Genomic DNA, 25633 nt, shown 5'->3' with positions numbered 1-25633 from the left:
ATACTTAATCTCGTGGAAGCTGGACTTGGGCGTGCGACGATTTACTCGAAATTTCTGCGAGTATTACTTCATTTTATCTTTGGATGTCGCCGCAGGCATAGGCCTCCGCCGCCAAGTGACACGAAACCACACAAGCAATAGATGGTTTCGCTAAGGACTTGGTAATGCTATGCAAGCTTAAGCGGACGATACTTACTTAGATTTTAACCCTTTTCATGGTGCCCGGTTGAATTACGCTGGCAAATTTGACGCCGGGCTCACCTTGGATGGCCAGGGTTCCCGTTCGTCCGCCGATAGCCATGTTGAATCCTTTACCGCCACGGCGCATGGCCATGTGCCTGACGGCGCGGTGGTCATTGCCGACCCCAATCTGATCTTCCATGGCGAGTTCAAACGCACCGGCAGTGATCTCGTGCTCTCGCACGACGGTCACGACTTCGTCGTTCACGACTACTTCAGAGGCGACAAGCGCGCGGCGATCGCCTCGCCCGACGGCGCCCATCTCACCGGCGACATCGTCAGCGCGCTCACCGGCTACGTTCAGGTCGCGCAGGCTGCGCCCGGCGCCGCCGCGGCGCAGGTCATCGGTCACGTCACCAAGCTGACCGGCAGTGCGACCGTGGTCCGCAACGGCGTCTCGGTCATCCTCAACAATGGCGATAACGTCGAGAAGGGCGACGTGGTCTCGACCGGCTCGGACTCGACGCTCGGCATCACCTTCATCGACGGCACCGTGTTCGGCCTGTCCGCCAACGCGCGGATGGTGCTGAACGAGATGGTCTACGACCCCAACGGGTCGAACAATTCCTCGCTGCTCAGCCTGGTCGCGGGCACCATCACCTTCGTCGCCGGCGAGACCGCCAAGCACGGCGACATGAAGGTCGACACGCCGGTCGCCACCATGGGCATTCGCGGCACGGCGGTGCTGACCGAGATCGCTTTCGTCGTACCCTCGGGTGGTGGCGACCCGCAGCCGCAGGCGAACTTCCAGGTGCTGGTCGAGCCGAACGGCACCACCGGCTCCTACATCCTGTTCGACAAGCAGACGCTGCTGCCGATCGCGACGGTCAACCAGGCCGGCCAGATGATCCAGATCAGCGGCGGCAACGTCTCGGTCAGCAATGCGCTGCTGTCGCCGGACGTGCAGAAGCTGATCAACGACGTGTTCACGCTGAAGTTCACCGACAACAACACCAACACCAAGCTCACCAACAACTCCACCGACAGCATCACCCAGACCGGCGACATCGTCCTGATCAAGACGCCGGACGGCTCCACCGCACAGGCGATCTTCACCAACACCGTCGCCGGCGGTGCCGGCAGTCCGGCGCCGGGTGGGTCCGACAAGGGGGGTGTCGATCGTATTCCAGGCGCGCCGTTCGCGAGCGTCCTCGATACCAACGGCAATGTGGTGACTGCGTTCGCCCTGACCGAGCACGCGAAGGCGACCGGCGACCACGGCGACGCCACCGGCGATGCCGTACCTCCCGATGTCATCATCTTCAGGGTCAACTTCGTCGACCAAAACCTGGGCGACCGGCCGACGGTGTCGGTGGACCTCGATGCATCAAAATACACCTATACGGATTCCGGCCATCACGACGTCACTCCCTCGCTCACTGCTCTCCAGAAGCAGGATATTGCGGCGACGCAGGTCAAGATCAATGTTGTCGCCGATGGCGGCAACAACAACAACGGGACCGCGGTAGCAACCTACACGATCCCCGACCACGCGTTCGACTTCCTCGCCGACGGCGAGACGCTGACGCTGACTTACGTTGTCCACGTCAACAACAATTTCGCGGTCAACCCTGAAACCAAGGACATCCCGATCACCATCACGATCACCGGCACCAACGACAGGCCGGTGATCACGACCAGCGTGCCGACCATCACCTTCTCCGGCGGCACCAGCGTGCCGGGCGGGCCGCTCACCACCAACGTTCCGACCGCTGGCACCCTCACCTTCAAGGATGTCGACCTCACGGACACCCACACCGTGTCCGTGGCGCTGACCAGCGCGAGCCTGCCGGACGGCACCACTGTGCCTCCCGGCCCGCTCGCCGCGTTCCAGAAGGCCATGTCGGTTGCGATCGGGAACGGCTTGGATTCAACCGGCACCGGCACCGGGACCATCAACTGGTCGCTGGCCGATCTGCCCGTCTATCTCGCCGACTTCATTCCGAAGGGCGAAGTGCTGACGCTGGTCTACACCGTCACGGTCGCCGACGAGCACGATGCGACCTCGCAACAGACCATCACCGTCACGCTCACGGGCACCGACGCCCCGGCGGTGGTTTGGATCGGGACGAACCAGCCCTCGGGTGGTTTCTGGAAGGACGCTGCGAACTGGGAAACCGGCACGGTTCCGACCAGCAACGATGACGTCATCATCATCACCGATCAGCTGCATGGGCTGACGCCGTCCTATCCAGTCACGATCGACGCTGCCGCGTACGGCAAGTCGCTGACGATGGATGATTACGACACAACGGTGCACCACACGGCGCCGGAGGTCATCAATCACAGCACGTTGACGCTCGGGGGCAAGCTGACGCTCAATGCCGATGCGAAGTTCACCAATGCGGCTGACGGCACCGTTCTTGTCGGCGGCGCGATCGATGTCGAGACGATCACCAGGACGAACGGCGACGTCGTCGCCAGTACCGCCAAGATTACCAACGCGGGCCAGCTCACGCTCGCGGCAGGCGGCAAGATCGACACGCTGACCACCATCACCAATTCCGGCACAATCGAATTGTCGGGCGGCACCCTGACGCTGGACACCGGCATCGCCAATGCCGGCGGTACCGTGCAGGTCGATTCCGTCGCGACGCTGGTCGCCGACGCCGTGACGATCGACGGCGGCACCCTCGCCATTCTCGGCACGCTGGAGCTCGACGGCACCAGCCTGATCGAGAACGGCACGCTGAACAATTCCGGCGCGGTCCACGTCAAGGGTGCGGTCGAGTTTGCGAACGAGACCGTCGGCAATTTGTCCCTCGGCACGATCGAAGTCTTTGCGGATGCTGTGCTGACGATCGACAAAGGCTCGATCGTCAACAACGCCGGCAAGGTCAGCGTCGACGCCCATGCGCAGATGTTCCTGAACGACGCCACGATCAGCGGCGGCGTCGTATCGATCGAGGCGGGCTCGACGCTCGATCTTTCTACCGCGACGATCGACGGCGGCACGCTGACGCTTGCCGGTACGCTGGAATCGACCGGTGCGAGCGCCATCAGCAATGCCGACATCACCAACACCGGCACGATATCAGTCACCAGCGGCACGCTGACGATCGACCCCGTCGTCATCCATACGCTCACCAACAGCAAGCTGCTCCAGGCCAACGGCGGCGAGCTCGACGTCATCGGCGAGGCCATTGTCAACACTGCTGATATCAAGGCGATCAATAGCGGCATTCTGAAGCTGTCGAGCCTCAACGTGACCAACAATAGTGGCGCGGTCACCGTTGACGGCACCTCGAAGCTCTATCTGACGGTAGCTTCGATCAACGGCGGCAGCCTCAACAATTCCGGCCATCTCTACGGCGTCTCCGGCTTCAACACGATTTCGGCCGGCATCACCAACACCGGCACGATCGAGGTGCAGGCGGGGACACTGAACCTCTCCGGCGGCCTCGCGGGCGCCGGCTCGCTGGTCATCGACGATGGCGCAACGCTGGAGCTCGCCGGCGCGACGGCGCAGACCGTGACCTTCGCCGGCGGCGCCGATACGCTTCAGCTCGACAAGGTCGTCGGCCAGAGCTTGACCGGCACCATCACCGGCCAGTCCTCGACCGGCGGCACGTTCACGGTCACCGGCGCGGCCGACATCACGACCTCGAGCGGTGACGCGCTGGATTTCACTGCATCCGGCGGCTCATCCCTCAAGCCCGCGAATATTGTCCTGACGCCCGCCGGAACGCTGACCGGTCACGACAGCGGCATCGTCGTCACGCAGGACGGCGCAGGCAGCATCTCGCTCACGACGGTCGGTGACATCACGGGCCAAACCGGAAGCGGCATCCTGCTGCACGACGGCGTAAGCGGGGCGGGCGACATCACGGCCACGATCGGCGGCGGCGTGTCCGGCGCGGTCGGCCTCGATGTCGTCTCCCACGGCGACGGCGCCGTCAACATCACCAACAATGGTCACATCACCGGCACGGCTTCGTTCGGCATTCACGTCGACCAGGACGATTCCGACGCGGCCGGCTCGACCTCCATCACCAACGCCGGCACGGTGGTCGGTGCCGATGGCGTCGCTGCGATCTCCATCCAGGAGAACACGACCGGCTTCGCGACGATCGACAATTCCGGCACGATCGGGCCCGATGCAGCCGGCAGCGTGGCCTCGACCACCTACGCCATCGCCGAGGCCGGCGGTCCCGTGACCATCAACAACACCGGCGATATCAACGGCAACATCTCGGTCGCCAGCGCCACGTTCGACAACAAGGCGGCTGGCACCTGGACGGTTTCGGGTACGAGCGTGTTCGGTACGCTGTCCAAGATCGACAATGCCGGCGAAATCGATCTCCATGACGGCGCCTCGGTCTCGAGTGCAGACGGGGCGAGCTTCGGCATCACCAACTCCGGCAAGATCGAGAGCTGGGGGACCGCCTCGATCACCGGCAGCATCACCAACACCAACACGATCGAGGTCCATACCGACGGCACCCTGTCGCTGTTCGGTTCGCTGTCCGGCTCCGGCTCGGTCACGATCGATGCCAATGCGACGCTCGATGTCGACGCCGCGGTGTCGCAGACGATCACCTTCAACGGCGGCGGCGCCGAGCTCCAGATCGACACGTCCAGCTTCGGCGGGTCGGTTGCAGGCTTTGCGTCGACCGACAAGCTCGACCTGTCGACCATCGAGTTCGACGGCGGTACCTCCGCGACCTACGATTCCGCGACCGGCGATCTCGTCGTCAGCGATGCCTACGGCCACAGCATCACGGTGAAGCTCACCGGAGGGGACTACAGCAACGCGCATTTTGCCGGTAGCAGCGACGGCCATGGCGGCACGCTGATCACGCTCAACGCCGCCGACGACGCGCCGGCGTTCAATGCCGCCGAGACGTCGCCGAGCGTCAGCTTCGCCGAGCTTGACAACAAAACCGGCGACGCCACCATGGATCCGGCGTCGGGCGGCACCGGCACCATCGATTTCACCGACATCGATCTGACCGAGCGGCCGACGGCGAAGATCACCCATCAAGACGTGACCTGGCTTGCCGCCGATCACACCACGGCTCTGACCCTGACGCCGGACGAGATTTCCGCACTCGAACACGCGCTGACGCTGCAGCAGACCGGCAACAGGAACAACGGCACCGTCGGCTGGAGCTACTCGATCGCCGACAGCGCGCTGGATTTCCTCGGGCAGGGCCAGACCGCGACGGTGGTCTCCACCATCACGCTCGACGACGGCCACAAGTCCGACACGGCCCAGGTCACCGTCACGATATCGGGCGCGAACGACGCGCCGACCCTCGCCGATCTCGACATCGGCTCGCTCGCCGATACGGGCGTCTCCGACAGCTTCGCCGATCTCACCGGAAAGCTGGCCGGCACCGATGCCGACACCGGCGAGACGGCGACGCTGAGCTACGCCTTGCTCGATGCCGAGCACAACGCGACGACGACGGTGGCGGGACAGTACGGTTCGCTGACGGTCGATTCCAACGGCAACTACGACTACGTGCCCGACTCTGCGGCAATCAACGCGTTGCAGGCAGGCGCCTATGTCGACACGTTCACGGTCCAAACCACGGACGCGCATGGCGCGCACGGCACCGCGACGCTGACGGTGAACGTTAACGGCGCCAACGATGCCCCGACGCTCGACGGCACGAAGCTGGATTCCGTCGCCGCCGACAACACCAATCCGACCGGCAGCGCCGTCAGCGACCTCTTCGCGGGCAAGTTCCACGACGTCGATACCGGCGCGAGCTTCAAGGCGATCGCGGTCAGCGCCGACAACGCCACGTCGGACCAGGGCAGCTGGCAATACGAGATCGCCGGCACCGACCAGTGGGTCGATATTTCCGGCGTCAGCAATACGAATGCGCTGGTGCTCAGCACTGATACGCTGATCCGCTTCGTTCCGAATGGAAGTTTCAGCGGCACGCCCGGCACGCTCGATGTCCACGCGATCGACAACACCTATACTGGCGCGGTCAGTGCCAACTCCCCGGTCTCGATCGACATCTCCGGCGCCGGCCACGGCGGCACGACGCCGGTGTCGGACCAGGCTGCCTCGATAGGCACGGAAGTGACGGCGCCGGCGGAGGTTGAAATGGCCGTCGCTCCGGTCTTGTCGCTTGGGCCGAATACGAGCATCTATCCCACGGATGGCTCGGCGCTCGTGACCCAGCTGTCGCTGCATGCCGGTGACATCGTCAGTGTTGATTGGAATTTCACCACTGATGACTATCTGCCGTACAACGACTTTGCCTTCGCCAGCGTAAATGGCGCCGCGTTCCTGTTATCGGACATCGAGGCGACCGGAAGCTATGGCTCGACCGGCTGGCACACTTTTACCTATAAGATTCAGACCGACGGCACCTACGCCTTTGGCGCGGGTGTGATGAACGAGAAGGACTATGCAGTTACGTCCTTCCTGGCCGTCGACAATATCCGGGTGAACGGCGAGGTCGTGCAGAGCTTCGAGAATGGCTTCGGCGACACCCAAGTCACCGGTCAGGTCGCCATCGTCTCGACGGCGCACAGCGATGTCGGCGGCTCCCAAATTGTCCCGACTGACGGAAACTTTGAAGCGTTTTTGAGCTCATATCCCACGTACAAGGCTTCGATCGAGGACTTCCTGGGGCTTGGTTCCGGCGAGTTGTCCAATATTGCCAAGTCGGAAGGGCCTGAGCACACCCCGATCAACGTTCCGATCACGGTCACCATCCCGACCGGCGCGCACCCCGACGACACCTACGTGACGATCGCAGGTGCGCCCGTCGGTTCGGAATTCAACTACGGAACCTACGACGCCAGCAACAACACTTGGCACATCGAGGCCACCGATCTCGGTGGCAACCTCACGCTGACGACGCCGGTCGGCTATGCCGGCAGCTTTAACATCACGGTGACCGCAACGAGCGTCGTCGACAGCAGCCATACCTCCGCGACGACCTTGCCTCAGACTCACGCCGTCACGATCGATCCGCTCGCTGGTCCCGAAATCGATACGACCCATTTCACTGTGTCGGAAAATCCGGACGGCACGACCTCCGTGCTTGGTTTGGCAATCACCGACGAAGATCCCGCGGCACCGTCAGAAGCATTTGCGCTCAGCGCCACGACTCAAGCAGAGGGATCAAGCGTTTCTCCGGGGACGGGGGCCGGCAATCTGAACGACATCAATGCCCTCTTGGCGAGCGGTGTCACCTACGCTCCGGGAGCGGACAAGCCGGCGACGGACATGGTCACGTTCAAGGTCACCGACAATTTCGGCGCCAGCGACACCGTCAATTTCGTTTTCAACGACGGCGGCCCGGGACCGGTCTCGCTGGTCGGCACCAGCGGCAAGGACGTGTTGTTCGCGAGCGGGCAAAGCGACACGTTGGACGGCAAAGGCGGGCAGGACCAGTTTGTGTTCGCGCCAAAATCCTTTTCGGATACGGTCCAGCACACGGTCTACGAATTCGACACTACGCTCGACAAGATCGACGTACGCCAGTTCGACAACATCAACTCGTTCAGCGATATCACCCTCACCCAGCAGAATGCCGATACGCTGGTCCGGCTGGACGATCACGAGACGATCCTGTTGAAGAATGTCGTTGTCAACAACCTGCATGCCAGCGACTTCATCGTCACCAATCACTCCGTCGGTGGCTCCGTGTAACGGGGCTGGTCGCGGCCAAAAAGACCGTATCGTCCGCCGATGGGGCATGGCAATTTGCAGGCCTTCGCTGCATGATCGGTCCAACGGAGGCGGCGCGCGGCAGGAACTTCGACCAACATGAAACGTCTCAAGATCCTGCGCCGGTGGTTTGCGCGAAAGTTCGGCTTGGCGCGGCTGCTGTGCCTTGCGCTGCTGGTCGTGTTCGCAGCTCTGCGCGTCTGGGATCCGCCGCCGGTCCAGGAGCTGCGGCTGCGCGTCTTCGACATATTCCAGCATGTCGACCCTCGCCACAAGACGGTGCGGCCGGTCACCATCGTTGATATCGACGACAAGAGCCTCGCCAGGTTCGGTCAATGGCCGTGGTCGCGCACGCGGATCGCGGACATGATCACCAACCTCACCGATCTCGGCGCGGTGGCAATCGGTTTCGACGTGGTGTTTTCCGAACCCGACCGGCTCAATCCGGATCTCGTCGCCAACCAGATGCGTTATCTTGATGATGCCACCCGCGCCAGGCTGCGCGAGCTGCCGAGCAACGATCAGGTCCTTTCCGATGCGATCAAGCGCTCGCGCGTGGTGCTGGGCGAGACCGGGCAGCAGGAGATCACGTCCGACATCGACAAGACGCTGCCCTTTACTGGCGTTGCCACGGTTGGCGAAGCGAACGCCGAGCGCTTCATGTTCGAATTCCCCGGGCTGCTCCGCAACGTGCCCGTGATCGAGAAAGTCGCGGCAGGTCGCGGCCTGTTCAGTATTCCGACCGAGCGCGATGGTCTGATCCGCCGCGTGCCGATGATCATGCGCGCCCAGGGCAACATCATGCCCTCGCTCAACCTCGAGATCTTGCGCGTCGTCACGGGAACGCCGACGCTGCTGGTTCGCACCGACAAGACCGGCATCCGCGCCATTCGCCTCAAGGGCGTCGAGATCCCGACCGACAAGAACGGTCAGTTGTGGGTGCACTATGCGCGTCAGGATCCATCGATTTATGTCTCGGCGGCCGACGTCCTCGATAATTCGGTGCCGCCAGGCAAGATAAACGGCAAGCTGGTGCTGATCGGCACGTCCGCCGTCGGGCTGAACGATCTCAAAACCACGCCGGTGTCGGCGAACATGCCGGGCGTCGAGATCCACGCCCAGGTCCTCGAAAGCGTACTGACCGGCGCGGTCATCTCGCAGCCGAACTACGCGCTCGGCGTCGAGTTGATAACCGCACTGATCATCGGCATCCTCGTCATCATCTTCACCCCGAATCTCGGCCCCGTTCGGCTGGCGCTGGCCGGCGCGTTGTTTGCCGCGGTCCTGTTCGGTACGTCCTGGTTCTTCTACTGGAAATACCGCTACCTGATCGACTTCACCTATCCGCTGCTGTCGACCACCGCGATCTACCTCACCTTCATCTTCGCGAGTTTCGTGCGCGAGCAGCGCCAGCGCGTGCAGATCCGCGGCATCTTCGCCCAATACATGTCGCCGGTGCTGGTCGAGCAGCTGGCGCAATCGCCGGAGAAAGTCGTGCTCGGCGGCGAGGAGCGCGAGCTGACGATCATGTTCTCCGATGTGCGCGGCTTCACCACCATCTCGGAGAGCTACAAGCACGATCCGCAAGGCCTGATCGCGCTGATGAACCGCTTCCTGACGCCGCTCACGGACGTGATCATCGAGCAGAAGGGTTACGTCGACAAATATATGGGCGACGCCATCATGGCGTTCTGGAACGCGCCGCTCGACGACGCCGAGCACCAGGTCCATGCCTGCGAGGCCGCGATCCGGATGCTCGAGAAGATCGACGTGGTCAACAGGGAGCGCGAGCAGGAAGCGGCCGACGGCGGCCACGTCTACATCCCGCTCAATGTCGGCATCGGCCTCAACACCGGCATCGGCGTGGTCGGCAACATGGGCTCCGATCTGAAGAAGAACTATTCGGTGCTCGGCGACAGCGTGAACCTCGCCTCGCGCCTGGAAGGCCAGACCAAGCAATACGGCTTCCCGATCATCGTCGGCTCGCGGACGGCGCTCGCCGCCAAGGACCGGTTCGCGATCCTCGAGCTCGACTTCATCATGGTCAAGGGCAAGACCGAGCCGGAGGTGATCTATGCCATCGCGGGCCGCGATGACGTGATGCAGTCGGCCGCGTTCCAGCGTCTGCGCAACATCACCATCGAGATGCTCGGCTGCTACCGGAATCGCGACTGGCAGGGCGCGCTCGACGCCATCGAGCGCGGCCGCCGCAGCGAGGACGCCGACACGCTGGAAAAGCTGTTCAAGCTCTACGAAGCGCGCATCAGGGAGTTCAAGGCCAATCCGCCGCCGGAGGGCTGGACCGGCGCGTATGCGCTGCTGACGAAGTAGGGGGGCGAGCGAGAGGGCTCCGCTGTCGCCCACACTCCGTCATTGCGAGCGCAGCGAAGCAATCCAGAGCGTCTCCGCGGAAAGATTCTGGATTGCTTCGCTGCGCTCGCAATGACGAGCCGGTTGAGGCATTTGCGCTCAACAGCTCGCGATAGTCTCCTAGGGTGGGCAAAGGCGCATTGCGCCGTGCCCACGACCTGCGTCCATCGCAACCTAATGGTGGGCACGCTTCCCCCTTCGCTCTTCGAGCTACGGCGGACAAGTCGCTTTGCCCACCCTACGGCACCTGTGCTCGCCGCCCTCACCCGATCCCGGTCGTGGTCAGCGAGTAGGGTGGGTTAGCTCAGCGGATGCGTGAAGCGCAGTCCGTTGAGCGTAACCCACCGACTTCGGTCGGCATTTACGAAAAGCATGGTGGGTTACACCGTGCGAACTGCGCTTCGCGCAGTCGCAGGGCTAACCCACCCTGCGACAGCCGTGCTTCTTCACTCCACCCCGATCGTGGTCAGATCCTGGAACCAGTGCTGCGCCTGCACGAACTGCTTGATCTTCGGCGACAGCGCGTGCGGGTTGGTGTCGTGCACGACCCAGACCAGCACGGCATCGTCGACGACAAGCGCATGGGCCCGGGCCAGCAGTTCGTCCTGCTTGGCGCTGTCGAAGGTCTGCTTGGCCTGGTCGATCAGCGCGTCGACCTCAGGGTTCTTGTAGCCGCCCCAGTTGACGCCGACAGGCGCGATCTGGCCGGAGTGGAAGAAGCGGACGATGGCGTAGAGCGGGTCTGACGTGACATAGGCGATGTTGTTGGCGGTGATGCCGGCATTCATCTCGTCGGCGGCGCCCTTGCGCCAATGCGTATAGAGCGTCTCGAGCTCGACCACCTTGAAGTCGATCTCGATGCCGATCTCCTTGAAACTCTGCTGCAGGAATTCGTTCATCGGCAGCGACAGCATCTGGCCGGTACCGCCCTGCGCGATGATGAAGGTGGTCTTCAGCGGCTTTGCTTTGGAATAGCCGGCTTCCTCGACCAGCTTCTTCGCGGCAGCGAGATCGTACTTCAGTTCAAAACTCGGCTTGCCGAACCATGGGCTCGACGGGTCGACCTGGCCCTTGGCGGGTTTGGCGAGGCCGTTCATCAGGCCGACGACCTCGTCGCGGTTGATGGCAAGGTTCAGTGCCTTGCGCAGGCGGATGTCGGTCCAGGGCGAGCCCGGCAGCACGCTGAGATGATAATTCCAGACATGCGGCGTGACGTTGTCGACGAGCTTCATGCCGGCGGCTTTGAGCTGCGGTACGGCATCGGGAGCCGGCGTCTCGATCAGGTCGACCTGGCCGGCGAGCAGCGCATTGGTGCGCGTCAGCGCTTCCGGCATCGGCACCAGCACGATCTTGTCGACCTTGGGAATCCGCTTCGCGTTCCAATAGTCCGGGTTCTTGCTGAGCTCGGCAAGCTCGCGCGGCACCAGCTTTGTCAGCTTGAACGGGCCGGTGCCCGACGGCTGGCTTGCGAACTTGTCCCAGTCCTTGCCGAGCTTCTCATATTGCGCCGGGCTCGAGACCAGGAACCACAGCATCTGATAGGGAAAGAAGGAGTCGACCGTCTTGGTCGTGATCTCCACGGTGAAGTCGTCGATCTTGGCGTAGCTGGCGACCGAGGGCAGGCGGGTCTTCACCTGCGCGCTCTGGCGCTTGTCGAATTGCGGCGCCTTGTCGTTGAGCACCTTGTCGAGATTCCAGATCACCGCATCGGCGTTGAACTCGCTGCCGTCGTGAAACTTCACGCCCTTGCGCAGGGCGAAGCGCCACTTGGTCTTGTCGTTGTCATCGACCTTCCATTCCGTCGCGAGCCCCGGCACCAGCTTGCCCGGGCGGTCGGCGACGTCCATCTCCCAGGCCACCAGCGGATCGTAGATCGTGTAGGCCGTGAACTGGTAGGCGCCGGCGCCGCGATCGGGCTGGCCCGTCGTCAGCGGAATATCCGCCATCGAGATGCCGTAGCGCACCACCGTCTCGGCGCGCGCCGAGAGTGCTGATATCGCCAGCGCAAGCGCAGCGAGACAGGTCGTAACACGAATACGCATGGCCCAAAGCTCCCAGGAGAAATCCAGGGCCAAACCTGCAATCTTGATGCCAGAATAGGCAGGGCGGTGCCCATGCACACGCGCGATCACAAGGACTTGTCGTCGCAGGGGCAATTTGCAGAATAACTTTCCTCCACTGGCATAGCCATTGCATACGTTTGCATCAAAATTAATCATCGTTTCCGGGAAAAGGACGACGGCAATGCTTATCAAGACAACCGCGCGCGCAGCACTGATTGCTGCACTCGCCCTGACCTCTGCGGCCGCCTGGCCGCGCGCGGCCGGCGCCGAGACCGTGCTGCGCATCGGCATGACCGCGGCGGATATTCCGCGCACGCTCGGTCAGCCCGATCAGGGTTTTGAAGGCAACCGCTTCACCGGCCTCACCATGTATGACGCGCTCACCGGGTGGGACCTGTCCTCAGCCGACAAGCCGAGCGTCGTCATCCCGGGCCTTGCGACCGAATGGAAGGTCGACGATGCCGACAAGACCAAATGGACCTTCAAGCTGCGCCCCGGCGTCACCTTCCATGACGGCACGCCGTTCAATGCCGATGCCGTGGTGTGGAACGTCGACAAGGTCTTGAAGCAGGACGCGCCGCAGTTCGATCCGAGCCAGGTCGGCGTCACCGCCTCGCGCATGCCGACGCTGGCCTCCGCGAAGAAGATCGACGACATGACCGTCGAGCTCACCACCAAGGAGCCCGACAGCTTCCTGCCGATCAATCTCACCAACCTGTTCATGGCGAGCCCGGCGAAGTGGCAGCATTTCTATGAAAAGGCCGAAGGCACTGATGCCAAGGCCAAGTCGCAGGCCGCCTGGGCCGCCTTTGCCAAGGACGCCGCGGGCACCGGCCCGTGGAAGATGGCGAGCTTCACCCCGCGCGAGCGGCTCGAGCTGGTCAAGAACGCTGACTATTGGAACAAGGCCCGCGTGCCCAAGATCGACAAGATGGTGCTGTTGCCGATGCCGGAGGCCAACGCGCGCACCGCGGCGCTGCTGTCCGGCCAGGTCGATTGGGTGGAGGCACCGGCGCCGGATGCGCTACCCGAGCTGAAGCAGCGCGGCTTCAAGCTCTACGCCAACGAGCAGCCGCATGTCTGGCCGTGGCAGTTCTCGCGCGTCGAGGGCTCGCCCTGGAACGACATCCGCGTGCGCAAGGCCGCCAATCTCTGCGTCGATCGCGAAGGCCTCAGGGATGGGCTGCTTGCGGGGCTCATGGTGCCCGCATCAGGCACCTTCGAGCCCGGCCATCCCTGGCGGGGAAAACCGACCTTCGAGATCAAGTACGACAAGCCGGCCGCGCAAAAGCTGATGCAGGAGGCCGGCTTCGGTCCGAACAAGAAGCTGACGGTGAAGATCCAGACGTCGGCTTCGGGCTCGGGCCAGATGCAGCCGCTGCCGATGAACGAATATCTCCAGCAGGCGCTCGCCGAATGCTATTTCGACGTGCAGCTCGATGTCATCGAGTGGAATACGCTGTTCACCAACTGGCGCCGCGGCGCCAAGGACCCTTCGGCCAACGGTTCGAACGCGACCAACGTCACCTATGCGGCGATGGACCCGTTCTTCGCGCTGGTGCGCTTCCTGCAATCGGGCATGGCCCCGCCGGTCTCGAACAATTGGGGCTATATCAACAATCCCAAATTCGACGAGCTGGTGAAGACGGCGCGGCAGACCTTCGATCCCGCCGCGCGCGACGCCGCGCTCGCCGAGCTGCATGCAGCCTCCGTCGACGACGCCGCCTTCCTCTACGTCGCCCACGACGTCGGCCCGCGCGCCATGAGTCCGAAAGTGACAGGCGTGATCCAGCCGAAGAGCTGGTTCATCGACTTCTCGCCGATTGCGATGACACAGTAGTGAGTAGGCCATCGCTGTGTCGACACGTCATGCCTGGGCCAAAGCGCGAAGCGCGTCTTCACGCAGATGACCCGGGCATCCACGTCTTTCCAATTGCTCGGTCATTCCGGGGCGCCCGAAGGGCGAACCCGGAATCTCGAGGTTCCGGGTTCGATGCTGCGCATCGCCCCGGAACGACGGAACAAGAACGTGGATGGCCGGGCCTTCGCCTCGCCGAAGCGGCTTCGGCCGCGCAGGCGGGACAAGCCCGGCCATGACGGCATCTCCGCGCTAACCTGAGTAACCAAACGTGCTCGCCTATACCGCCAGACGCATCGTCTATGTCATCCCGATCGTCATCAGCGTGGCGCTGGTGTGCTTTCTGCTCGTGCACATCACGCCGGGTGATCCGCTGGTCGCGGTGCTCCCCGCCGATGCCTCGCAGGAGCTCGCGGCACAGCTCCGCGCCGCCTACGGTTTCGACCGGCCGCTGCCGGTGCAGTTCGGGCTCTGGCTGTTGCGCGCGTTGCATGGCGACCTCGGCAATTCCATCGCGACCGGCCGCCCGGTGTTGGCCGAAGTCATGCGTGCGGTCGGCAACACCGTCACGCTGGCGATTGCCGCGGCCGTCATCGGCTTCACCATGGGCATCCTGCTCGGCCTGATCGCCGGCTATTTCCGCGAGACCTGGATCGACAAGGTCGCGACCTCCTTTGCCATCGCCGGCGTTTCGGTGCCGCATTACTGGCTCGGCATGGTGCTGGTCATCATCTTCTCGGTCGAGCTGAACTGGCTGCCCGCGGTCGGCGCCGGTCCCAACGGCTCCAACTCGTGGGCCTGGGACTGGGCGCATCTGCAATATCTCGTGCTGCCGGCGATCACGACCTCGGTGATCCCGATGGGCATCGTCACCCGCACCGTGCGTGCGCTCACCGGCGATATTCTCTCGCAGGACTTCGTCGAGGCGTTGCGCGCCAAGGGTCTGCACGAACGCGGGGTGTTCCGCCACGTCATCAAGAACGCCGCCCCGACCGCGCTCGCGGTGATGGGGCTCCAGCTCGGCTACATGCTCGGCGGCTCGATCCTGATCGAGACCGTGTTCTCCTGGCCGGGCTCCGGCTTCCTGCTCAACTCCGCAATCTTCCAGCGCGACCTGCCGCTGTTGCAGGGCACGATTCTGGTCTTGGCGCTGTTCTTCGTTGTCCTCAACCTCCTGGTCGACATCGCCCAAGCCGCGATCGACCCGCGCATCAAGCGGGGCTAGCGGGATGAGCGAGCTTCCCTTGTCCGCCAGCGCCGACGCCGCGCTGCAGGTCGCGCCCGCCACCAGCGCCCGCGGCTATTGGGCGACGGTCGGCCGCCGCATCCTGCGCGACAAGGTCAGCATGGCCTGCGCCATCGTGCTGCTGCTGATCTTCGTCTCCGCGATCCTCGCGCCCTGGCTTGGGCTGGAAGATCCCTACAAGGGCTCGATGATCCGACGTCTCCGCCACATCGGCACATCAGGCTATCCGCTCGGCACCGACGAGCTCGGCCGCGACATGCTGGCGCGGCTGATCTATGGCGGGCGGCTGTCGCTGGTCATCGGCATTCTGCCCGTGATCCTCGCCTTCTGCATCGGCACCTCGCTCGGCATCATCGCCGGCTATGTCGGCGGCAGGCTCAACACCGCGATCATGCGCACCGTCGACGTGTTCTACGCCTTCCCCTCCGTGCTGCTGGCGATCGCGATATCGGGCGCGCTGGGTGCCGGCATCCTCAACTCCATCGTGGCGCTGACCATCGTGTTCGTGCCGCAGATCACCCGCGTCGCCGAGAGCGTCACGACCGGCGTGCGCAACATGGACTTTGTCGAAGCTGCGCGCGCCTCCGGCGCCGGGCCGCTCACCATCATGCACGTGCATATCCTCGGCAATGTGCTGGGCGCGATCTTTGTCTATGCCACCAGTCTCATTTCGGTCTCGATGATCCTGGCCGCCGGCCTCTCCTTCCTCGGCCTCGGCACCAAGCCGCCGGAGCCGGAATGGGGCCTGATGCTGAACACGCTGCGCACCGCGATCTACGTCAATCCCTGGGTGGCGGCGCTGCCGGGTGCGATGATCTTCGCCGTCTCGATCTGCTTCAACCTGCTCTCGGACGGCCTGCGCAGCGCCATGGACATCAGGAACTAGGTCATGATGAGAAAGACGCGGGCTGCAAAGGCGTCGTCGGTGCCCCACCTCTCCCGACGGGAGAGGTCGGATTGCATCGTCAGATGCAATCCGGGTGAGAGGTTACGCTCCACCAAGTTTGCCGCGCCCCCTCACCCGGCGCTGCGCGCCGACCTCTCCCCGATGGGGAGAGGTGGAGGACCGTGCCCATGACCGAGACCACAACATCCGTTGCCATGCTGGAGCCGGTCGAAGACCGCGGCGGCGTTGCGCAGCCGCTGCTCCAGGTCAACGGCCTGACGAAACACTTCCCCGTGCGTGGCGGATTGTTCGCCGCCAAGCGCACCGTGCGCGCCGTCGACAACGTCTCCTTCTCCGTCGCCAAGGGCGAGACCGTCGGCATCGTCGGCGAGTCCGGCTGCGGCAAGTCCACCACCGCGCGGCTCCTGATGCATCTGATGCCGCGCGATGACGGCGACGTCATCTATGACGGCATGACCGTCGGGCAGTCGCTGTCCTTGCGCGAATTGCGCCGCGGCATGCAGATGGTGTTCCAGGACTCCTATGCCTCGCTCAATCCACGCCTGACGATCGAAGAGTCCATCGCCTTCGGCCCGAAAGTCCACGGCATGGCCGATGGCGCGGCGCGCGCATTGGCCCGCGAGCTGCTCGGCAAGGTCGGCCTCGTCCCTGCAAATTTCGCCAATCGCTACCCGCACGAAATCTCCGGCGGCCAGCGCCAGCGCGTCAACATCGCGCGTGCGCTGGCGCTGTCGCCGCGGCTGGTGATCCTGGACGAAGCCGTCTCCGCGCTCGACAAATCCGTCGAGGCGCAGGTGCTCAATCTGCTTGCCGATCTCAAGCGCGAGTTCGGGCTGACCTATCTCTTCATCAGCCACGACCTCAACGTCGTGCGCTACATCTCGGACCGCGTGCTGGTCATGTATCTCGGCGAGGTCGTCGAACTCGGCCCGGTCGACCAGGTCTGGGACAGTCCTGCGCATCCCTATACGCGCGCGCTTCTTGCTGCGATGCCGTCCTCCGATCCCGACAGGCGCACCGAGAAGCCGCCGATCTCGGGCGACCCGCCCAATCCGATCGATCCGCCCTCGGGCTGCCGTTTCCACACCCGTTGTCCGTTTGCGGAGCCGCTCTGCGCAAATGCGACGCCAAAGCTCACCGCGCTGGATAATATGGGCCACGAGGCCGCGTGCTACATGGCGATTCCAGGTTCAGGCCACAGCCGCGCGCCCCAAGAGGAAACCGCATGACAAGACCGACGACAAAGGAAATCCAGGCGACGGCGCAGATCGCCGGCGTCCCCGTGAACGAGGAGATCGCAACGCGCATCTCGAACTCCATCGGACCTGCCTTCGAGGGCTTTGCCGCCATCGCCGGCACGCTGCCGTTCGACCTCGAGCCCGCTCTCTATCCGCTCGCGCAGATCCAGAAGGTGTCGAAATGAGCACCGAGCCCGCCTTGATGACGCTCACCGAGGTCGCGCGCGCGATCGCGATGAAACAGGTGTCCTCGCATGAGGTGACGCGCGCGCTGCTGCACCGCATCGCGCAATGGCAGCCGCATCTCAACGCCTTCATGTCGATCGAAGCGGAAGCCGCGCTGAAGGCGGCAGATAGCGCCGACGCCGAGCTTGCGAAGGGCGAGGTGCGTGGTCCGCTGCATGGCGTCCCGCTCGCGCACAAGGACATGTATTATGATGCCGGCAAGGTCTGCACCTGCGGCTCGCTGATCCGCCGCGATTTCGTGCCGACGGTGACGTCCACCGCGTTGCAGCGGCTGAAGGACGCCGGCCAGGTCAGGCTCGGTACGCTGCATCTGGCCGAATTCGCCTATGGCCCGACCGGGCACAACGCCCATTACGGCCCGGTGCGCAATCCCTGGAACGTCGCGCATATCACCGGCGGTTCATCCTCGGGCTCCGGCTCGGCCGTCGCCGCGCGACTGACCTACGCGGCGCTGGGCTCGGACACCGGCGGCTCGATCCGCTTTCCCGCGCATTTCTGCGGCGTCACGGGGCTGAAGACCACGGTCGGCCGCGTCAGCCGCGCCGGTGCGATGCCGCTGTCGCAATCGCTCGATACAGTTGGCCCGCTCGCGCGGACCGCGGAAGACTGCGCGCTGCTGCTGGCGTTGATAGCTGGCCCCGACCCCGAGGATACGACCACGAGCCAGGAGCCGCTGTCGGACTATGTCGCGGCGACCAAGGGCTCGCTGAAGGGCCTCAAGCTCGGGGTGCCCGCATCGTTCTATGTCGACGATCTCGATCCCGAGGTCGCGCGCGTGCTTGACGAGACCATTGCGGTGCTCAAGCGCGAGGGCGCCGACATCGTCAAGGTCGAGTTGCCCGACCAGCGTCAATTGCAGGCCGCGAGCCAGCTCGTGCTCGCCGCGGAAGCGGCCGCCTTCCACAAGCGCTGGATGATCGAGCGGCCCCAGGACTATGGCGCGCAGACCTTGATGCGGCTTCAGAACGGCCTCGCCGTTCCCGCCATCACCTATCTCGAGGCAATGCGCTGGCGTGGCCCGGCGCTTGCCGCGCACAATGCGGCAACCGCTGGCGTCGACGCGATCATCGCGCCGGCCTCGCCCGTGCCGGCACCGACGATCGAGGAAAGCGATGTCGGCGGCGGGCCGAACGCGCCGGCGCTGCTGCAGCGGCTGACGCTGTTCACCCGCCCGGTGAATTTTCTGGGCCTGCCGTCGCTCACCGTGCCGTCCGGCTTCACCAGGAGCGGCCTGCCCGTCGGCATGCAGCTGATCGGCCGCTCCTTTGACGAAGCGACTTTGCTGACCATCGGAGCCGCGTTCCAGCGCGTCACCGACTATCACGAGAGGTTGCCCAAACTGCCGTCATGACAAAGCTCGTCGAGATCTCAGGCCTCAACATCCGCTTCAACGGCGAGCGCACGGTCTATGCCGTGAACGATCTCAATCTCTCGCTCGGGACCAGCGAGGTGCTGGGCCTGCTCGGCGAGTCAGGCTCGGGCAAGAGCGTGACCCTGCGTGCCCTGATGCGGCTGTTGCCGAAGAAGCGCACGCAGATTTCCGGCACGGTCGATGTGATGGGGCAGGATGTGCTCGCGATGAACGACGAGCAGCTCTCGTCCTTCCGCGGCCAGACCGTGTCGATGATCTTCCAGGAGCCGGCGCTCGCGCTCGATCCTGTCTACACCATCGGCGCGCAGATCGCCGAAAGCGTGGTGCGCCATGAAGGCAAGAGCTATGCGGAAGGGCGCGCGCGGGCGCTCGAGATGCTCGACATCGTGCGCATCCCCTCGGCGAGGAGGCGGCTGGACGCCTATCCGCACGAAATGTCCGGCGGCATGCGCCAGCGCGCGATGATCGCGCTCGCGCTCGCCTGTCGTCCCAAGATCCTGCTCGCGGACGAGCCCACCACCGCGCTCGACGCCACCGTGCAGATCCAGATCCTGCTGCTGCTGCGCGAGCTGCAGCGCGAGTTCGGCATGTCCGTCATCTTCGTCACCCACGACATTGGTGTCGCGATCGAGATCTGCGACCGCGTCGCGGTGATGTATGCCGGCCAGATCGTGGAGCAGGGGACCTTGCGCGACATCGTCCGCACTCCGGTCCACCCCTATGCCAGGGGCCTGCTCGCCTCGACCATCCACGGCGCCAGGCGCGGCCAGCGGCTGGAAACCATTCCCGGCACCCCGCCGTCGCTGGCCGAAAAGCCGAACAACTGCTCCTTCGCCCCGCGCTGCGCTGCGGCCCAGCCCCGCTGCCTTGAGCAGCTGCCGCCGGTCGTCGAGGTCGGACCTGGCCGGGCGGCACGATGCGTGCTGGCGGAGCCGGTGCACTCCTGAACTCAAAAATCCCCTGCGCCGGCACGCCCTTGTCACAGGCCGCACCCCGCATCCCGGCAATGGCCATTTCTACTGTGCATGGGGTTGTTTTAGCGATTCCAGGACTGAGGGGCCCCGCGGGGAACAGCATTCAGACCCCGTTCATCCCGGTTCCCGTTCCATGGCCGGGTTAACGGAGAGGGACTTCATCTTATGTACATTTCTGGTCAAAGCCTCCTCGTCATCCTGTTCGTCGGCCTGGTTGCCGGTTGGCTTGCTGGCAAGGTGGTGCGGGGGAGCGGGTTTGGCATCATCGGCGACATCGTGATCGGCATCCTCGGTGCCTTTGTCGCGACCTTCCTGTTCCCGAGGCTCGGCATCCATCTCGGCCTCGGGCTGGTCTCGGAGATCATCTATTCCGCGATCGGCGCCGTCATCCTGCTGCTGGTGGTCCGGCTGGTCCGCGGCGGCGGCCGGCTCTAGCGGTCCGACCGGTCGGAACCTTGCGCCTCTCCCCAGCGGCTTGTCAGCGCCCTGGGGGGAGGCGCTTGTCTTTGCTCGAAAAAGCCGCAAAGACTGTGAAACACCGGACTTGCGGATCGGGCTGTTCGCAGTAGATGTGGCCAGGCCCGGATGAATTCGATTGCATTGCAAGCGGGGAGAACCCGATATTAATCCGCGGCGCATACGCCATGATTCGCCTTTGAATCCAGGGGGTCTGCCCCTCACCCGAAAGAGATCAGACTGATGGCAGCCGTTCCCGGCCTCCGCCGTTCAGAGCTCGGTGACGCGCTGCGTGCCTGCCGCACGGCATTCGTCGGCGTCGGCTTCATGAGCTGCATGATCAACCTGCTCTATTTGACCGGGTCGATCTTCATGCTGGAGGTCTACGACCGGGTGCTGCCGAGCCGCAGCATCCCGACCCTGGTCGGCCTGATCGTGCTCGCCGGCGGCCTCTACATGGCACAGGGCGTGCTCGACATGATCCGCAGCCGCATCCTGGGACGGGTCGGCACCGCACTCGACGAAGCCCTGAACAAGCGCGTGTTCGACACCATCGTGCGGCTGCCGCTGCTGGTTGGCAATCGCAACGAGGGGCTGCAGCCGCTGCGCGACCTCGACAATGTCCGCTCCTTCCTCGGCGGCATGGGCCCGAGCGCCTTCTTCGACCTGCCCTGGCTGCCGCTCTATCTCGGCATCTGCTTCGCCTTCCACGTCTGGATCGGCGTGACCGCGCTGGTCGGCGCGGTCATCCTGGTCGGCCTGACGCTGGTCACCGAATTTCTGTCCCGCCAGCCGGCCAAGGAGGCCATGGGCCTTGCCGCCCAGCGCAACGACCTCGCCCAGTCCAGCCGCCGCAATGCCGAGGTGCTGGTGTCGATGGGCATGGCCGGCCGGCTCAACGCGCGCTGGAGCGCGGCCAACGAAAAATACCTCGCCGGCAATCAGCGCGCCAGCGACGTCGCCGGCGGCCTCGGCGCCATCGCCAAAGTGCTGCGCATGATGCTGCAATCCGCCGTGCTCGCCGTCGGCGCCACGCTCGTCATCCACCAGGAGGCGACCGCCGGCATCATCATCGCCGGCTCGATCCTCTCGGCCCGCGCGCTGGCGCCGGTCGATCTCGCCATCGCGCATTGGAAATCATTCGTCGCGGCCCGCCAGAGCTGGCACCGCCTCAGCAAGCTTCTGGAGCAGATGCCGGCGCAGGCGACGCCGACGCAATTGCAATCGCCCACCAGCCGCCTCTCGGTCGAAGGTGTTGCCATGGTGGCGCCGGGCGACCAGCGCCTCATCGTGCAGGACGTCACTTTCTCTCTCGAAGCCGGCAACGGCCTCGGCGTGATCGGGCCGAGCGGTTCCGGCAAATCCTCGCTGATCCGCGCGCTGGTCGGCGTCTGGCAGCCGGTCCGCGGCAAGGTCCGGCTCGACGGCGCCGCGCTCGACCAATGGTCGAGCGACGTGCTCGGCCGCTACATCGGCTATCTGCCGCAGGACGTCGAATTGTTCGGCGGCACCATCGCGCAGAACATCAGCCGCTTCGACCCCGAGGCGACCTCCGACGGCATCATCGCCGCGGCCAAGGCAGCCGGTGTGCACGAGATGATCATCAAGATGCGCGAGGGCTACAACACACAGGTCGGCGAGCAGGGCGCCTCGCTCTCGGCCGGCCAGGCCCAGCGCGTCGCGCTGGCTCGCGCGCTCTACGGCAATCCGTTCCTGATCGTGCTGGACGAGCCCAATTCCAATCTCGACACCGAAGGTGACGAGGCGCTGACACGGGCGATCCGGAGCGCCCGCGAGCGCGGCGCCATCGTCGTCGTGGTGGCGCACCGGCCGATCGGCGTCGAGGCGGTCGACCAGATCCTGGTGCTGCGAGACGGCCGCATGCAGGCCTTCGGTCCGAAGGAGCAGGTCCTCGCCCAGGTGCTCCAGCCCCGCGTCGCGCCGCCGGCGCCGATCAAGGTCGTCAGCGAAGGCGGAGTGACCAAAGCATGAGCACGATGACGGTTGGCGGGACCAAGGCGGCCGCGACCAGGACTGTCCGGGACTCCATCCGGTTTCATCTGATGCTCGGGCTTGGAACCGTGGCGTTCCTCGCCGTCGGTCTCGGCGGCTGGGCCTCGACGGTGCTGATCTCAGGCGCGCTGATCGCGCCGGGCCAGGTCGTGGTCGAATCCAACGTCAAGAAGGTGCAGCATCCGACCGGCGGCGTGGTCGGCGAGGTGCGCGCCCGCGACGGCGACGTGGTCAAGGCGGGCGACATCGTGGTGCGGCTCGACGACACCGTGACCAAGGCCAACCTCGCCATCGTCGTCAAGAACCTCGACGCGGCGCAGGCGCGTGCGGCACGGCTTCAGGCCGAGCAGCGCGGTCTCGACAAGATCGAGTTTCCGCAAGCGCTGCTTGACCGCCGTGACGATCCTGACGTCAGGGCGCTGCTCTCCGCCGAAACCAAGCTGTTCGAGGTCCGTGTCAACGGCCGTGCAGGCCAGAAGGCGCAGCTGCGCGAGCGCATCCAGCAGCTCAACGAGGAGATCGAAGGTCTCTCCGCGCAGGAGAAAGCCAAGGACAGGGAGATCGCGCTGGTACAGCAGGAGCTCACCGGCGTCCGCGATCTCTATGACAAGCATCTGGTGCAGATCTCGCGCCTGACCACGCTGGAGCGCGACTCGGCCCGCCTCAACGGCGAGCGCGCCCAGTACGTCGCCTCGCGGGCCCAGGCCAAGGGCAAGATCACCGAGACCGAATTGCAGATCATCCAGGTCGACAAGGACATGGTGAGCGAGGTCTCCAAGGATCTGCGTGAGACCAACGACAAGAGCGGCGAGCTGATCGAGCGCAAGGTCGCGGCCGAGGACCAGCTCCGCCGCGTCGACATTCGCGCTCCGCAGGATGGCATGGTGCTGCAATCGACGGTGCACACCGTCGGCGGCGTCGTCACCGCCGGCGACACCTTGATGCTGATCGTGCCGCAGACCGACGATCTCCAGGTCGAGGCCAAGGTCAATCCGGTCGATATCGACAAGCTGCAGATCGGCCAGAAAACGCTGCTGCGTCTGTCCGCCTTCAACCAGCGCACCACGCCGGAGCTCAACGGCGTCGTCAGCCGCGTCTCGCCGGACGTCACCACCGACCAGCGCACGGGCCAGAGCTACTATACCATCCGCGTCTCGATGTCGGCGGAAGAGGTCGCCAGGCTCGGCGATTCCAAGCTGATCCCCGGCATGCCGGTGGAGGCGTTCGTGCAGACCGGCGACCGCACCATGCTGTCCTACCTCTTGAAGCCGCTGCACGACCAGTTCATGCGGGCGTTCCGGGAGAAGTGACACGCGAAAGCGTGTCATCCCGGAGCGCGCTTAGCGCGCATCCGGGATCTGGAGCGGCAAGCTCGATTTCGTAGATGGGTTAGGCGAAGCCGTAACCCACAACTACTCCATCCGCTGAAGCAGAAGCGGTGGGTTACGCTGTGCTAACCCCACCCTACGGCACCTGCTTCTTTGCTATAGTTCGACTCACGTTCCCAAAACCCAGCCGGTCGAACAATGCAGTCTCCACCATCCATCGCCACCAAATCCTTCTCCGACGCATCCGCGGCCGTCGCCCGCCTCGAAGAGATCTACGAGCGCAACACCAAATTCCTGCGCGACCGGTTCGAGGCCTATGTCTCCGGTGAAGCGATCACGACGCGGGTGCGGGCTTATTATCCGTTTGTCCGTCTCACCACCGCGACGCATGCGCGGCTGGATTCGCGTCTCTCCTACGGTTTTGTCGCCGGTCCCGGCGTGCACGAGACCAGCGTGACGCGGCCGGATCTGTTCCGGGCCTATCTCACCGAGCAGATCGGCCTGCTGATCCAGAACCATGGCGTGCCCGTCGAGATCGGTGAATCCGCCGAGCCGATCCCGATTCACTTCGCCTATCGCCGCGATATCAACATCGAGGCGGCCATCACCACCAGCGAGAACTCGCCGGTGACGCGATCGCTGCGCGACGCGTTCGACGTGCCTGTTCTCGCCACCATGGACGATTCCATCGCCGACGGCACGTTCCAGCTTCAGGCAGGTGCGCCCGAGCCACTCTCGCTGTTCCGCGCCGCCCGCGTCGACTACTCGCTGCGCCGGCTCTACCACTACACCGGCACGGACCCCGAGCATTTCCAGAACTTTGTGATCTTCACCAACTACCAGTTCTATGTCGATGCCTTCGCGCAAGCGTGCCAGCAGCGGCTCCAGTCCGGCGAAGCCGGGCTCGACGCGTTCGTTGCGCCCGGCAACGTCGTCACGCGCAGCGACGGGAGCACGACCGGGGTCGCGCCTGCGCGCACGCCGAACATGCCGGCCTTCCATCTGGTCGCGCCTGATTATCGTGGCATCACGCTGATCAATATCGGCACCGGTCCCTCCAATGCGCGCAATGTCACCGATCACGTCGCGGTGCTGCGGCCGCATGCCTGGCTGATGCTCGGGCACTGCGCGGGCTTGCGCAACACGCAGCGGCTCGGCGATTACGTGCTTGCGCATGGCTATGTGCGCGAGGACCACGTGCTCGATCGCGAGTTGCCGCCGTGGGTGCCGATCCCGGCGCTGGCCGAGATGCAGGTCGCGCTGGAGCAAGCGGTTGAGGACGTCACGGGTCTGGAAGGTTTCGAGCTCAAGCGATTGATGCGCACCGGTACGGTCGCTAGCGTCGACAACCGCAATTGGGAAATCTCCGGGCCAGAGGTCATCCGCCGCCTGTCACAATCGCGCGCCGTCGCGCTCGATATGGAATCGGCTGCGATCGCCGCCAACGGTTACCGCTTCCGCGTGCCCTACGGCACGCTGCTCTGCGTCTCCGACAAGCCGCTCCACGGCGAGATCAAGCTCGCGGGCATGGCCAGCGAATTCTATCGCGCCCGGGTCGGCCAGCATCTCGAGATCGGCCTGAAGGCGCTCGAGCGGCTCAAGCAGCAGGAATCGGAGCGGCTGCATTCGCGCAAGCTTCGTAGCTTTGCCGAGGTCGCGTTCCAGTAAATCGATCAGAGC

General features: G+C 64.5%; 14 protein-coding genes. 13 read left to right on the top strand and 1 reads right to left on the bottom strand.

What is annotated here, in order from left to right; translation table 11 throughout:
• The first annotated feature begins 262 nt into the window (after positions 1–262).
• Positions 263–7864 (top strand): VCBS domain-containing protein, encoded by a 7602-nt coding sequence (locus ACNJX9_RS37385; protein WP_439407101.1) that lies wholly within the window; start codon positions 263–265, stop codon positions 7862–7864.
• 117 nt (positions 7865–7981) lie between these two features.
• Complete coding sequence (locus ACNJX9_RS37380; protein ID WP_439407099.1) at positions 7982–10213, top strand: CHASE2 domain-containing protein; 2232 nt, start codon at positions 7982–7984, stop codon at positions 10211–10213.
• Positions 10214–10698: 485 nt separating this feature from the next.
• Here ACNJX9_RS37380 and ACNJX9_RS37375 read toward each other — a convergent pair whose 3' ends face one another.
• Positions 10699–12294 (bottom strand): ABC transporter substrate-binding protein, encoded by a 1596-nt coding sequence (locus tag ACNJX9_RS37375; RefSeq protein WP_439407097.1) that lies wholly within the window; start codon positions 12292–12294, stop codon positions 10699–10701.
• A gap of 202 nt (positions 12295–12496) precedes the next feature.
• On the opposite strand from ACNJX9_RS37375, the gene ACNJX9_RS37370 reads away from it, so the two are divergent.
• From ACNJX9_RS37370 to ACNJX9_RS37320, 11 genes are all read left to right on the top strand, one after another.
• On the top strand, positions 12497–14155 hold the full coding sequence (locus ACNJX9_RS37370) for an ABC transporter substrate-binding protein (protein ID WP_439407096.1): 1659 nt from the start codon (positions 12497–12499) through the stop codon (positions 14153–14155).
• 289 nt (positions 14156–14444) lie between these two features.
• On the top strand, positions 14445–15398 hold the full coding sequence (locus ACNJX9_RS37365) for an ABC transporter permease (protein WP_271599129.1): 954 nt from the start codon (positions 14445–14447) through the stop codon (positions 15396–15398).
• A 4-nt stretch (positions 15399–15402) separates the two neighbouring features.
• Positions 15403–16305 carry an ABC transporter permease gene (locus tag ACNJX9_RS37360; RefSeq protein ID WP_439407094.1) on the top strand — a complete coding sequence of 301 codons (903 nt, stop codon included), beginning with the start codon at positions 15403–15405 and terminating at the stop codon, positions 16303–16305.
• Between the two features lie 188 nt (positions 16306–16493).
• The gene (locus tag ACNJX9_RS37355) at positions 16494–17555 is read left to right on the top strand and encodes an ABC transporter ATP-binding protein (protein ID WP_057746176.1); all 1062 of its coding nucleotides are present in this window, start codon (positions 16494–16496) and stop codon (positions 17553–17555) included.
• Positions 17552–17749: a hypothetical protein gene (locus tag ACNJX9_RS37350; RefSeq protein WP_439407092.1), complete on the top strand. Its 198-nt coding sequence runs from the start codon at positions 17552–17554 to the stop codon at positions 17747–17749. The genes ACNJX9_RS37355 and ACNJX9_RS37350 overlap by 4 nt, the downstream gene beginning before the upstream one ends.
• The gene (locus ACNJX9_RS37345; protein WP_439407091.1) at positions 17746–19161 is read left to right on the top strand and encodes an amidase; all 1416 of its coding nucleotides are present in this window, start codon (positions 17746–17748) and stop codon (positions 19159–19161) included. The genes ACNJX9_RS37350 and ACNJX9_RS37345 overlap by 4 nt, the downstream gene beginning before the upstream one ends.
• Positions 19158–20129, top strand: coding sequence for an ABC transporter ATP-binding protein (locus ACNJX9_RS37340; RefSeq protein ID WP_439407089.1), 972 nt, complete (start codon positions 19158–19160; stop codon positions 20127–20129). The genes ACNJX9_RS37345 and ACNJX9_RS37340 overlap by 4 nt, the downstream gene beginning before the upstream one ends.
• Positions 20130–20321: 192 nt before the next feature.
• Entirely contained in the window at positions 20322–20591 is a 270-nt protein-coding gene (locus ACNJX9_RS37335) for a GlsB/YeaQ/YmgE family stress response membrane protein (protein ID WP_057746187.1), read from the top strand.
• 264 nt (positions 20592–20855) lie between these two features.
• Positions 20856–22604, top strand: coding sequence for a type I secretion system permease/ATPase (locus tag ACNJX9_RS37330; RefSeq protein WP_057746189.1), 1749 nt, complete (start codon positions 20856–20858; stop codon positions 22602–22604).
• A complete protein-coding gene (locus tag ACNJX9_RS37325; protein ID WP_439407088.1) occupies positions 22601–23935 on the top strand; it encodes an HlyD family type I secretion periplasmic adaptor subunit in 1335 nt (444 codons plus the stop codon). Before ACNJX9_RS37330 ends, ACNJX9_RS37325 begins: the two co-directional genes overlap by 4 nt.
• Before the next feature lie 216 nt (positions 23936–24151).
• Complete coding sequence (locus ACNJX9_RS37320; RefSeq protein ID WP_439407086.1) at positions 24152–25621, top strand: AMP nucleosidase; 1470 nt, start codon at positions 24152–24154, stop codon at positions 25619–25621.
• Positions 25622–25633: the final 12 nt, after the last annotated feature.

The organism is Bradyrhizobium sp. BLXBL-03 (genome assembly GCF_051853015.1).
Taxonomy (GTDB): Bacteria; Pseudomonadota; Alphaproteobacteria; order Rhizobiales; family Xanthobacteraceae; genus Bradyrhizobium; species Bradyrhizobium manausense.
Note: the sequence above shows the minus strand (reverse complement) of the source record. Positions and strands in the feature narration are given on the sequence as shown.